Raw genomic sequence first — 12035 nt, 5'->3', positions numbered from 1 at the left:
TTAGCTCGCAAGCGCCAGCGCATCCTCATCGGCGAAATCGCCATTGAGTGCTTGCGCGAGCTTGTTGGTATCAAGTTCGCCTTCCCAGCGGGCAACGACGATTGTCGCGACAGCATTGCCCACGAGATTGGTGAGAGCACGGCATTCCGACATGAAACGGTCGATGCCGAGGATCAGCGCCATACCCGCGACTGGAACTGCGGGAACGACCGACAACGTGGCTGCAAGGGTTATGAAACCCGCACCGGTGATGCCTGCAGCACCTTTTGAGCTCAGCATCGCGACGAGCAGCAGCAATACCTGATCCGTGAGTGTCAGATGCGTATTCGTCGCCTGCGCGATAAACAGTGCAGCCAAGGTCATGTAGATATTGGTACCATCGAGATTGAACGAGTAGCCGGTCGGAATAACAAGGCCGACCACGGACTTCTTGCAGCCAGCCTTTTCCATCTTGGCCATCAGCGTTGGCAGAGCGGCTTCGGATGAGCTTGTGCCGAGTACCAGCAGCAATTCTTCCTTGATGTAGCGGATCAGGGCCAGGATCGAGAAACCATTGTACCAAGCCACGGCTCCAAGAACGACGAGTACGAAAAGCAGAGACGTCAGATAGAATGTGCCGATCAGGAAGATCAGATTGGCAACCGACCCTATGCCATATTTGCCGATGGTAAAGGCCATCGCACCGAAGGCACCGATGGGCGCTGCCTTCATCAGGATCGCGACGAGCTTGAACACCGGAGCGGCAAGCGTCTGCAGGAAATTGGTAACCGGTTCGGCTTTTTCGCCAACCATTGCGAGTGAAAGGCCGAACAGTACCGAGAAGAACAGCACCTGAAGAATATCGCCTGACGCGAACGCGCCAACGATTGTTGTCGGGATGATATTTGTCAGGAAGCCGACGACACTCTGTTCATGCGCCTGCTGCGTGTACGTCGCGACGGCGGCGGGATCAAGCGAGGCTGGGTCGATATTCATGCCGGCGCCCGGCTGCACGACGTTGGCGACGATCAGACCGACAATCAAAGCAAGCGTCGAGAACGTCAGAAAATAAAGCATCGCCTTGCCGGCAACGCGGCCGACTTTTTTCAAATCGCTCATGCCGGCGATGCCGGTGGTAACCGTCAGGAAAATGACCGGGGCGATAATCATCTTCACCAGTTTGATGAAAGCGTCGCCGAGCGGCTTCATGCTTGTGCCGGTATCGGGATAGTAGTGGCCAACCAGGATGCCGATGCTGATGGCAACGATCACCTGAAAATAGAGATGGGCGTAAATCGGTGTTTTGCCGCGCGGCTGCGGGGCTGCGTTTATCGTCACAGGACTCATAACTTCCTCCATCGTGCGAGCCGCGTCTGGCGGAATAAGCCTGCCAGCCTCCTGGGCTCTCGTTACAGGGCGGATAGACCGTCCCCTCGCGAAAAAGCATTGCAAGCCCCGTGCCAATTTGTTGAATTTTATTAAGATATTGAAAATAAAGGATAATTAAAATTTCTATCGACATGCCCGAAGTCTGCCCGTGCGGTTATTCGCACGCACCTCTTGAGATTTGTGCGAATATCTGCACACTACTTCTATGGAAAATCGGTTGGCAGTGCGCTCGGAAAGCATTCTGCACGCGGGGATGACAGGCCCGGCTCTGAAGGTTGGCTATGGCCTTCTCGCCGCGCTTCTCGTTGCAGGTGCGCTTTTCATCGCCAATGATTATGGCCGCAAGCGTGCCTACGGATCGCTTCACGCCCGGGCGCAGAGCGCCGCCGAACTCAATGCCGTATTACTGCGGACGGTACTCGAGAAACAGCGGTCACTGCCCTTCGTCCTGTCGCAGGACCGTGATGTGATCAGTGCGCTGACGACGCGAAGCGACAGCTTGTTGCAACTGGTCAACCGCAAGCTCGAAAGTCTGATCGGGGAGACCCGCTCGTCGGTCATCTATCTTCTCAACGCAGATGGGTTGGCGCTCGCTTCGAGCAACTGGCGCGAACCGACAAGCTTCGTCGGTACCAATTACAGCTTTCGTCCCTACTATACCCGTGCTGTCGCCGCTGGCAGCGCCGAGCACTATGCGCTCGGTACGGTCAGCAAACGTCCAGGACTATACATTTCAAGACGCATCGATGGCCCATCGGGCATGCTCGGCGTTATCGTCGTCAAGGTCGAGTTCGACGAACTTGAAGCCGATTGGCGCCGTAACAGCGATCCTTCTCTGGTTGTCGACCAGCGCGGTATTGTGCTGATCACAAGTCTTCCCGAATGGCGGTTCATGACCGAGGGTCCGATCTTGGCTGACCAGATGGGACCAATCCGCGAAAGCCTGCAATTCGGCGATGCACCCCTTGCGCCGCTCGACATCACGCCTGCCTTGCCGCAAGGCCAGCCCGATATTGTTCAGGCGCGCTTGCCCGGTGCGGCGAAGGCTGAAGAATTCGTGCGCGTACAAACGCCGGTTCCCACCACGAACTGGAACCTGCAACTGCTGACCCCAGCAGCGTCCGCCGTTGCAGAGGCAACACGGACAGCACAGTTGCTGGCGCTGATCGTTCTTGCTCCCCTGCTGGGGCTGACCGCTTTTTTCCGGCGCCGCCGCGGATTGGCACTGCGGCGCGCCCGCGAGCAGGAGGCGGCACGGCTTGAGCTTGAGCGGCGTGTTGCCGAGCGCACGGCAGACCTCAGCACTGCTCACGCCGAACTGGTGATGCAGGCCGAGGAGCGCCAGAAAACCGAGGCCAAGCTACAGACGGTACAGCAGGAACTGGTGCAGGCAAACCGTCTTGCCATTCTCGGACAGGTCACAGCTGGCGTTGCCCATGAGATCAATCAGCCTGTCGCAGCCATCCGCTCTTATGCCGACAATGCCAAAACCTTCCTTGGCCGCAACCAGATCGATTCCGCCAAGGACAATCTGAAAGCCATCGCCGGACTGACCGAACGCATCGGCAGCATCACCGACGAGCTGCGCACCTTCGCGCGCAAGGGTACTGGTGACGCGGGACCGATCAGCGTCAGTGACATTATCGAAGGTGCCCTCCTCCTGCTGGGCACCCGTTTCCGGCAGAGAGCCGGGCAGATCATCACGCAGACACCGCCCCCCGATATCAAGGTGCACGGCAATCGTATTCGTCTCGAACAGGTGCTCATCAATCTCATGCAGAATGCATTGGAGGCAACGGAAGGCGGTCCGGCCAGCAGGATCAGCGTGGGAACCCGGGTGACCGAAGACGAGGTCCAGCTGATTGTTTCCGACAATGGGCCCGGTATTCCTGAGGCGATCATGCAGGCGCTGTTCACACCATTCAATACGTCGAAGGATCGCGGCCTCGGACTTGGCCTCGTCATCTGCCACGACATTGTCGCTGAATATGGCGGACGCATCGAGGTCACGAGCAGCAGCGCCGGGACTGAGTTTACGGTTCATCTTCCGAGGGTTATCTGAAATGAACTCGCAACCGAACGTCGCCTTTGTCGACGATGATGACGACCTGCGCAACGCCAATCGTCAGACGCTGGAGCTCGCGGGTTTTACGGTTGTACCTTTTGCCGATGCGATGGGCGCTCTGCGGTTTCTGACACCGGATTTTGCCGGCGTTGTCGTCACCGATGTGCGCATGCCGCATATAGACGGTCTGGAATTATTTCGCCGCCTGCGCGCCATGGATGCCGACCTGCCCGTCATCCTCATCACCGGGCACGGTGACATCGACATGGCGGTCGAGGCCATGCAGGAAGGTGCCTACGATTTCATTGCCAAGCCCTACGCGGCGGATCGCCTCGTCCAGAGCATCATGCGCGCGACCGAAAAGCGGCGCTTGGTGATGGAAAACCGCCAGCTGCGCCTTGCGCTTGAAACATCCGACGACAACCTGCCGCTCATCGGCCAGACCCCTGTCATGCAGAACCTGCGCAAGACCTTGCGCCATGTGGCGAATGCCGATGTCGACGTGCTGATTGCCGGCGAAACCGGTACCGGCAAAGAAGTAGCAGCAAGCCTCCTGCACGAATGGAGCCGCCGCAAGCAAGGCAATTTCGTGGCGCTCAATTGCGGTGCTCTACCCGAGACCGTGATCGAAAGCGAACTGTTCGGACATGAGGCCGGCGCGTTTACCGGCGCGCAGAAAAAGCGTGTCGGCCGCATCGAACATGCCAGCGGCGGCACGCTGTTCCTTGACGAAATAGAAAGCATGCCGCTGTCGACGCAGGTCAAACTGTTGCGCGTGCTTGAAACTCGCGAGATCACGCCGCTCGGCACCAACGAGCACCGCCCGGTGGATCTGCGCGTTGTAGCGGCGGCAAAGGTCGATCTCGGCAGTCCGCAACAGCGCGCGAATTTCCGGGAAGATCTGTTTTATCGTTTGAACGTCGTTACGATTTCGATCCCGCCTCTGCGCGAGCGCCGGGAGGATATTCCGCTGCTGTTCACGCATTTCCTGCAGCGTGCCGCAGCACGCTTCAAAAGCGAGCCGCCGGAGATGACCGGGGCGCTGCGGTCACGTCTGATGGAACACGACTGGCCAGGCAATGTGCGCGAGCTTTCGCACTTTGCCGAACGGGTTGCACTCGGACTGGGCGAGTTGGAAAGCGAGCGAGTCAGTCAGACGACCAACACTGTTAATCTGCCAGAGGCGATGGAGCAGCATGAGGCAAAATTGATCCGTGATGCGCTGAGCGCAAACCATGGCGATGTGCGTTCGACCATTGAAACGCTCGGAATTCCGCGAAAGACCTTCTACGACAAGTTGCAGCGGCACGGCATCGATCGCGCCGATTATGCGAAATTCAAACCGCAGACTTAGCCGAAGAACGCGAGTTTCTCGGCGCACTCGGCAACAGATAGCCGTTCCACCAGCGGGCATTCGAGCTTGGTGATCGGATAGCGCGTGCCCGATGGCTGTGCAAAACTATCCAGTTGCTCGATTGCCCAGCGCCCCATGGCCCTGTGCGGCAGGACCGATGTCGTCAATTGCGGGTGAAGATGACGTGAAATTTCCTCGTCGTCATAGCCAATGACGGAGATATCTTCGGGAATGCGCATTCCGGCTTCCTTCAGCGCTTCGTAACAGCCGATCGCGGTACGGTCGTTCTGGCAGAAAATGGCGGTGGGCCGGTCCTTCAGCGCCAGCAATTCCTTGGTTGCCGCATAGCCCGCACTTGCCGACCAGTCACCCTCGATCACCAGTTCCGGATCGAAGGGAATGTCAGCCGTCGCCAGTGCACGGCGATAGCCCTTGAGCCGGTCTTTTGCCGCTTCCATCCATGGCTCGCCAGTGATCGTGCCAATGCGGCGATGACCATGCTGGATAAGATGACGGGTCGAATGCTGGCCGCCCGCGATTTCACTCGGCACGACCGCTGGAAAAGCATGATCCGTGGTGTAGCAGTTAAGCAGGATCACCGGCACATCGAGTTCGTAGACCGCCGCTGGCAGAACCACTTCGCGTGTAAAGATAGCCATGTAGATCAGCGCGGAAATCCCCTGCTCACGCAGGGCCCGGATCGTGCGGGGCTCCATCTCAGGATCGTTGAGAGTCTGGGCGACGAGGATGATGTTCCCCGCATTCCACGAGGCCTGGCGCGCACCCTCGATGGCAACCACCGCTTCCGGACTGGTCGCAAGCTGATCGACGACGAAGCCGATCTTGCCGTCTATTGCGGGCGTCAGGATATGCGCGGTGTCGAGATGGGCGAAGCTCGGTGCAGCATAGCCAAGCGAGCGCGCCGCTTCGATTACCCGTTCGCGTGTTTCGACGGAGAGCTTGATACCCGGCGTCTTGTTGAGAACGAAGGAGACGGTAGCCTGCGAACACCCTGCAACCCGGGCGATATCGGTCATCGTCACACGCTTGCTGACACGCTTGCGCCGTGTTGCAAGCCGCGTGGTCTTAACTTTCCCAGTGGTCGAATTATCCACCGTATCACCCGTCTGGAACGATGCTTCTGGCGGCCCGCGAGCCACCCGGAATCAATGAAGTTACGGAGAATATTACGAACAGATTGCGTGACTAATCAACATAAATAATTATTGACTAATTTTTATAAGTAGCGATGATCGCCGCAGTGGGATCGCCACAAGCTAATTTCTGGGAGGAAATTTTCAATGAATATCACCCGTCGGACTCTGCTGCTCACATCAGCCGTTGGACTGGCTGCCTCCATGGTCGCTGGCAGCGCATTTGCCGCTTCTGTACCGCTCAAGAAGAAAGATAGCTACAAGGTCGGCTTCGCCCAGGTCGAGAGCAACAATCCATGGCGCCTGGCCCAGACTGCCAGCATGCAGGACGAAGCCAAGAAGCGCGGCTGGCAGCTCGTTTATACGGATGCAGCGGGCTCTGCAGCCAAACAGGTTGCCGACGTCAATTCGATGATCGCTCAGGGGGTCGACCTGATCTTTCTCGCCCCACGCGAGGAAAAGCCGCTAATCCCGGCAATCAAGGCCGCGAAGAATGCCGGTATTCCGGTGATCCTGCTTGACCGCAATGTTGATGCTTCGCTGGCCAAAGCCGGCGAGGACTACGTAACGTTCATTGGCTCTAACTTCATCGAGGAAGGCCAGCGTGTCGCCGACTGGCTCGTCAAGAACGCCAATGGCAAGACCACGATCATCGAGCTTGAGGGCACGACTGGTTCCTCGCCGGCCAATGACCGCAAGAAGGGCTTCGACGATGTGATCGCCAAAAATCCGGACTTCAAGATCGTCGCCTCACAGACAGGCGATTTCGCCCGCGACAAGGGGCGTCAGGTTGCCGAGACCCTGCTTCAGGCTCATCCAGACACCAATGTGGTCTATGCCCATAATGACGAGATGGCGATCGGTGCGATTTCTGCCATCGAGGCTGCCGGCAAGGTGCCGGGCAAAGATATTCTTGTGCTGTCGATTGACGGCGGCAAGGAGGCAGTACAGGCGGTGATCGACGGCAAAATTGCCGCGGTCGTCGAGTGCAATCCCCGTTTCGGACCGAAGGCCTTCGACACGGCTGTCGCTTATGCCAATGGCGACAAAATTGCAGCCAAGCTCATCAATCCCGATCAGTTCTACGATGCCAGCAACGCAAAAGAACTGCTGAGCACCGCCTATTGATTTTATCACTATGCCAGCGCTCTTATAGGGGCGCTGGCTTTCTGTCGGCATTTGTATTGCTATGCCGGAGCTTTCCGATGCGTTCAGAAATGGCTTTGCAATGAATACCGATAACCTTTTATCGATGACTGGCATCGACAAACGCTTTGCCGGAATCCCTGCTCTGTCGGCTGCGTCTTTTGCGGTCGGACGCGGCGAGGTTCATGCGTTGATCGGCCAGAACGGCGCGGGCAAATCGACACTCATCAAGGTGCTGACCGGCTACTACAAGCGCGATGCCGGAGAAGTCATGTTCGATGGCAAGCCATTCGAGGTCTCCTCGCCGCAACAGGCGCAGGCCAGCGGCATCAGCACTATCTATCAGGAAATCAATCTCGTTCCCTATCGCTCCATCACCGAAAACATATGCCTGGGCCGCGAGGCTCGCCGCTACGGCCTGCTCGACTGGAAGCGCATGCATAACGAAGCGGAAACGCTGCTGCAGCGTTTCAATGTGCGTGCCGATGTGCGCCGGCCCCTGATGGAATTCAATACTGCCACGCAGCAGATGGTGGCGATTGCCCGCGTCATCGGTTTTTCGGCAAAGCTCGTCATCATGGACGAGCCCACCTCCTCGCTCGACGAGCGCGAGGTCTCGGTACTGTTCAATGTCATCCGGCAGTTGAAGCAGGAAGGCGTTTCCGTGGTGTTTGTCAGCCACAAACTCGATGAGCTCTATGAGGTTTGCGACCGCGTGACCATCATGCGCGATGGCCGGACCATAAAAACCGCTGCCATGAGCGAGATCGACAAGATCGGTCTTGTCTCCTCCATGCTCGGACGGGCCATTGACCGTGCTGAAGGTCATGCTACGGCGTTCAGCGATCGCGACGAAAAGAAGATTGGCAAGGTGTTGCTGTCGGCCGAGAACCTGGCGATCAACCAGATCGTGCAGGACGTATCGTTCAATGTACGCAGCGGCGAGATTGCCGGGTTTGCCGGGCTTCTTGGTGCGGGGCGTACGGAAACGGCGCGGCTGGTCTTCGGCATCGACCGGCCGCGCGCGGGTATAATGCAGTTCGACGGGCAGACGTTCGATCCGCACAGGCCGTCCGATGCCATCGCCGCTGGCATGGGATTCTGTACCGAAGATCGCAAGAGCGAGGGCATCGTCCCCGACATGAGCGTTGCTGAAAACATGATGCTGGCACTCATGCCGAAGCTCAGCAAATCCGGTGTCATCGACGAGAAGGCGCAGCGCGACATCGTCGAGCGCTTCATCAGGCAACTCGGCATCAAATGTTCCGGGCCAGACCAGAAGGTACGCGAGCTTTCCGGCGGCAATCAGCAGAAGGTGTTGCTCGGCCGCTGGCTGGCTATGAACCCGCGCCTGCTCATTCTCGACGAGCCGACCCGCGGCATCGATGTCGGCGCCAAGGGCGAAATCCAGACGCTCATCAAGACGCTCGCTGACCAGGGGCTTGCGGTACTGATGATCTCCTCGGAACTGGAGGAGGTGATCGAGGGCGCTGATCGTGTTTTCGTCCTGCGCGAAGGCATCACCGTTGCTGAATTCAACCGTGACGAGGCCACGGAAGACGCAGTCATGTCCGCCATGGCCCATGGCAGTGCGCCGGTTGTCGCGGAGGCCGTATCGTGACCGACACCACGCGGCAGCAACGCATATTGCGACCGTTCGATCCGTTCGATTTCATGGCGCGCTATGGCACCTTGATCGCATTGGCTCTGCTCATCCTGTTCAATTTTGCCTTCACCCGCAACTTTGCCACGATGCAGACCCTCAACGTCAATCTCACGCAGGTTTGCACTATTGTTATAGTCGCCGTCGGCATGACTTTAGTCATCGCGACCCGTGGCATCGATCTTTCGGTCGGGTCGCTCATGGCGATCTCGGGAGCACTTGCCCCGATGATCTTCCTTGGCAAGATCGTTCCGATCGACAATACTGCCCTCGCTGTTGCTGCAGCCATGATCATCTCGGTCGGCGTTGCGGGGCTGTTCGGCCTGTTCAATGGCTGGCTGATCGCCAAATTTCGCATTCAACCGATCGTCGCGACGCTGGTTCTGTTCATTGCCGGGCGTGGTATCGCCCAGGTGCTGACCAATGGCAATCTCCAGACATTCCGCATTCCGCAATTCCAGTGGATCGGCCTTGGCCGCATCTTCGGAATTCCCGTGCAGGTCGTGCTCATGGTGTTGCTGGTGATTGCTGCCGCATGGGTGCTGAAACGCACGGTTTTCGGCCGCCAGATCATCGCGATCGGCGGCAACGAACGCGCGGCAGAGCTCTCCGGTATCGCCGTTTCCAAGGTAAAGCTCATCGTTTATGCGATCAGCGGCCTCTGCGCCGGGATCGCCGGTCTTGTCGTCATCGCCATCAATTCCTCCAGCGATGCCAATCTGGTTGGCATGGGCATGGAGCTCGATGCCATCGCGGCGGTTGCTGTCGGTGGCACTCTCTTGAGTGGCGGCAAGGCGACCATTATCGGCACCCTGCTGGGCGCCATGACGATCCAGCTGGTTCGCTATACACTGCTCGCCAATGGCGTTCCGGATGCGGCGGCGCTGGTGGTCAAGGCGGGAATCATCGTGCTCGCCGTCTGGATACAGCAACAGGGCAGGCGCACATGACAAGGCCTCGATTGATCTCGCTGCTTGGCAGCTACGGTGTTGTCCTGGCGTTGCTGCTGCTGGTCTTCTTTGGCTGGGCGCGCTACGATTATTTCCTCGGCTTCTTCAACATCACCAGCGTTCTGCGGTACAATTCGATGTTCGCGCTCGTGGCACTCGGTATGTGCTTTGTCATCATGACCGGCGGCATAGACCTGTCCGTTGGCTCGACGGCTGCGCTTGGCAGTGTCGTTGCCGCGCTTGTCAGCCCACAAGGCGCCTGGATCGGCCTCGGCGCCGGTGTTGGCGCCGGGCTGTGCGTCGGCCTCGTCAATGCCATACTTGTCACGCGGTTGAAGATCATGCCCTTTGTGGCGACCCTTGCGATGATGCTGGCGGCAAGCGGTACAGCGCTCCTCCTCGCCGATAACCAATCGGTGTCGGTGTCCTATGAGAGCGGTTTCACCTCGATCGGCCAGGATAATTTCCTCGGCTTTCCCATTCCCGCGTGGATTGCGATCGTAGCCTATATCATCGGCTGGGTGGTCCTGAATTTCACCGGCACCGGCCGCGGTGTGCTTGCCGTCGGCGGCAATGAAGATGCGACGCGGCTGATGGGCCTCCCCGCCGACCGCATCAAGTTTCTGGTCTATCTTGCGAGCGGTGGATTGGCCGGACTCGCCGGTGTTATTCTTGCTTCACAGTTCGGCGCCGGGCAGCCGATCGAGGGCGTCGGCTGGGAACTCTTTGCAATCGCTGCCGTCGTCGTTGGCGGAACATTGCTGACCGGCGGTGTCGGTTCTGTCGGGGCCACACTTGCGGGCGTGCTGCTTCTGGGGATACTCTTCAACGTGCTGAACTTCGAAAACGGCAAGGGCTGGATTTCGCTCTCCGCCTACTGGCAATCGGTCATACGCGGCCTCTTCCTGCTGGTCGTCGTGATCCTGCAAGCAAAGCTCTCGTCGCGCGGCAGCGTCGCTGTTAGGGATTATTGATGCGTGACGATGTACAGCCAGAGCCATTCGGCACATTTCAAGGCGAACCCGTATTTCAGGCAACGATCCGCTCATCCGCCGGTGCCGTTGCCAGAATTTTGAACTGGGGCGCAGTCATCAGGGATCTGCAAATCCCCTTGAGCGACGGAACCCTCCAGCGCGTCGTTTTGGGTTTCGATAGTTTCGACGACTATCCTGCCCTTTCATCTTATTTCGGTGCACTTGTCGGATGCTATGCCAATCGCATCGCCAATGGTCGCTTTGTGCTGGATGGAGAAACCGTTCATCTCAATCAAAACGAGGGCACACAGACCTTGCACGGAGGAAGTGGCGGGGTTTCGCAGCGGCTATGGGCCATCGCCGAGGCGAGCCAGTCTTCCATCACCCTTGCACTGCATTCGCCGGATGGCGATCAAGGGTTTCCCGGCAATGTGGATATTCGTTGCACCTACAGCTTTATCGGCGATGCCATCTTATGCGTCGAAATCGAAGCGGTAACCGACGCGCCAACCGTTGCCAATTTCGCCCAGCATTCCTATTTCAATCTGGATGGGTCGAGCGATATCCGCGACCATCGCCTGAGGATCCTCGCCGATGCCTATACGCCGGTTGACGGGGATCTTATTCCCACTGGCGAAATCACCGGGATTGACGAAACGGCCTATGATTTCCGCCTGCCACGGCGGATCGGCACGAGCGGCTCCACCCTTTACGATCATAATTTCGTCCTGAGTGAACCAATAAGCGATGGCGTGCGCTTTGCGGCCTCGCTTGTGGCCGGCAATGGCCTTGCCATGCAGGTGCACACAACCGAGCCCGGCCTGCAATTCTATGATGGAGCGAAAATACCTGCCGCTACCGGGATTGGCGGCATGCGCTATGGACCGCATGCCGGCCTCTGTCTGGAAGCTCAGCATTTCCCCGACAGTCCGAACCAGCCGCAGTTTCCGAGCACGATCCTTCGCCCCGGCGAGACCTATCGCCAGCGTACGGAATTCCGTTTCCATAACGTCTAACTTGCCAATCACAATTTCCCGTCCTATGCCGGTCTGCAGTAAAGGTGGAGGCATTGATGGCTACGAATGTTGCATTGACGGGATTGGCGCGGGACATGCAGGCGCGGGCGGAGACCGGCCGTCCGATCCGCATCGGCCTGATCGGTTCGGGCGAGATGGGCACCGACATTGTCACGCGCGTGGCGCACATGCCCGGCATCGAGATCGGGGCGATTTCCGAACTGAACCTGCCGAATGCCCTGAAGGCCGTCGATATCGCCTATCAGGAGCAGGGTCATTCGCGCGAGGTGTCGAATGCCTCGGCGCTGACGGCGGCGATGGAGAGCGGCAAGATCGCCGTTACCA

General features: G+C 58.4%; 9 protein-coding genes and 1 pseudogene. 8 read left to right on the top strand and 2 right to left on the bottom strand.

The window, feature by feature from the left end; all coding sequences use genetic code 11:
• Entirely contained in the window at positions 1–1326 is a 1326-nt protein-coding gene (locus ACSQ3H_RS28625; protein WP_436120434.1) for a dicarboxylate/amino acid:cation symporter, read from the bottom strand.
• A 265-nt stretch (positions 1327–1591) separates the two neighbouring features.
• Here ACSQ3H_RS28625 and ACSQ3H_RS28620 point away from each other — a divergent pair, with 265 nt between their 5' ends.
• Together ACSQ3H_RS28620 and ACSQ3H_RS28615 are read left to right on the top strand one after the other, a co-directional pair.
• Positions 1592–3430, top strand: a complete 1839-nt coding sequence (locus ACSQ3H_RS28620; protein WP_436120810.1) for a sensor histidine kinase — start codon at positions 1592–1594, stop codon at positions 3428–3430.
• 1 nt (position 3431) lies between these two features.
• The gene (locus ACSQ3H_RS28615; protein ID WP_436120433.1) at positions 3432–4787 is read left to right on the top strand and encodes a sigma-54-dependent transcriptional regulator; all 1356 of its coding nucleotides are present in this window, start codon (positions 3432–3434) and stop codon (positions 4785–4787) included.
• On the opposite strand, the gene ACSQ3H_RS28610 is transcribed toward ACSQ3H_RS28615, so the two are convergent.
• Positions 4784–5830 (bottom strand): LacI family DNA-binding transcriptional regulator, encoded by a 1047-nt coding sequence (locus tag ACSQ3H_RS28610; RefSeq protein ID WP_436120809.1) that lies wholly within the window; start codon positions 5828–5830, stop codon positions 4784–4786. The genes ACSQ3H_RS28615 and ACSQ3H_RS28610 overlap by 4 nt on opposite strands.
• Positions 5831–6088: 258 nt before the next feature.
• Between ACSQ3H_RS28610 and ACSQ3H_RS28605 the strand changes: the two genes are divergently transcribed.
• From ACSQ3H_RS28605 to ACSQ3H_RS28580, 6 genes and pseudogenes are all read left to right on the top strand, one after another.
• The gene (locus ACSQ3H_RS28605; protein WP_436120432.1) at positions 6089–7069 is read left to right on the top strand and encodes an ABC transporter substrate-binding protein; all 981 of its coding nucleotides are present in this window, start codon (positions 6089–6091) and stop codon (positions 7067–7069) included.
• Positions 7070–7169: 100 nt separating this feature from the next.
• A complete protein-coding gene (locus ACSQ3H_RS28600) occupies positions 7170–8708 on the top strand; it encodes a sugar ABC transporter ATP-binding protein (protein ID WP_436120431.1) in 1539 nt (512 codons plus the stop codon).
• Positions 8709–8761: 53 nt separating this feature from the next.
• Entirely contained in the window at positions 8762–9700 is a 939-nt protein-coding gene (locus ACSQ3H_RS28595) for an ABC transporter permease (protein WP_436120808.1), read from the top strand.
• Positions 9697–10674 carry an ABC transporter permease gene (locus ACSQ3H_RS28590; protein WP_436120430.1) on the top strand — a complete coding sequence of 326 codons (978 nt, stop codon included), beginning with the start codon at positions 9697–9699 and terminating at the stop codon, positions 10672–10674. The genes ACSQ3H_RS28595 and ACSQ3H_RS28590 overlap by 4 nt, the downstream gene beginning before the upstream one ends.
• Positions 10674–11690, top strand: coding sequence for an aldose epimerase family protein (locus ACSQ3H_RS28585; RefSeq protein WP_436120429.1), 1017 nt, complete (start codon positions 10674–10676; stop codon positions 11688–11690). The genes ACSQ3H_RS28590 and ACSQ3H_RS28585 overlap by 1 nt, the downstream gene beginning before the upstream one ends.
• A 56-nt stretch (positions 11691–11746) precedes the next feature.
• A pseudogene (locus ACSQ3H_RS28580) lies at positions 11747–12035 on the top strand (homoserine dehydrogenase); the annotation flags it as partial.

The organism is Phyllobacterium sp. LjRoot231 (genome assembly GCF_964253365.1).
Lineage (GTDB): Bacteria > Pseudomonadota > Alphaproteobacteria > Rhizobiales > Rhizobiaceae > Phyllobacterium.
The sequence above is the reverse complement of the archived record's forward strand: the minus strand, read 5'-3'. Positions and strand labels throughout refer to the sequence as shown.

Bases quoted from the DNA above. Each gene is read 5' to 3' on its own strand.
- ACSQ3H_RS28615 (WP_436120433.1), top strand. From the start codon at position 3,432: ATGAACTCGCAACCGAACGTCGCCTTTGTCGACGATGATGACGACCTG.
- ACSQ3H_RS28590 (WP_436120430.1), top strand. From the start codon at position 9,697: ATGACAAGGCCTCGATTGATCTCGCTGCTTGGCAGCTACGGTGTTGTC.
- ACSQ3H_RS28595 (WP_436120808.1), top strand. From the start codon at position 8,762: ATGGCGCGCTATGGCACCTTGATCGCATTGGCTCTGCTCATCCTGTTC.
- ACSQ3H_RS28605 (WP_436120432.1), top strand. From the start codon at position 6,089: ATGAATATCACCCGTCGGACTCTGCTGCTCACATCAGCCGTTGGACTG.
- ACSQ3H_RS28585 (WP_436120429.1), top strand. From the start codon at position 10,674: ATGCGTGACGATGTACAGCCAGAGCCATTCGGCACATTTCAAGGCGAA.
- ACSQ3H_RS28600 (WP_436120431.1), top strand. From the start codon at position 7,170: ATGAATACCGATAACCTTTTATCGATGACTGGCATCGACAAACGCTTT.
- ACSQ3H_RS28625 (WP_436120434.1), bottom strand. From the start codon at position 1,326: ATGAGTCCTGTGACGATAAACGCAGCCCCGCAGCCGCGCGGCAAAACA.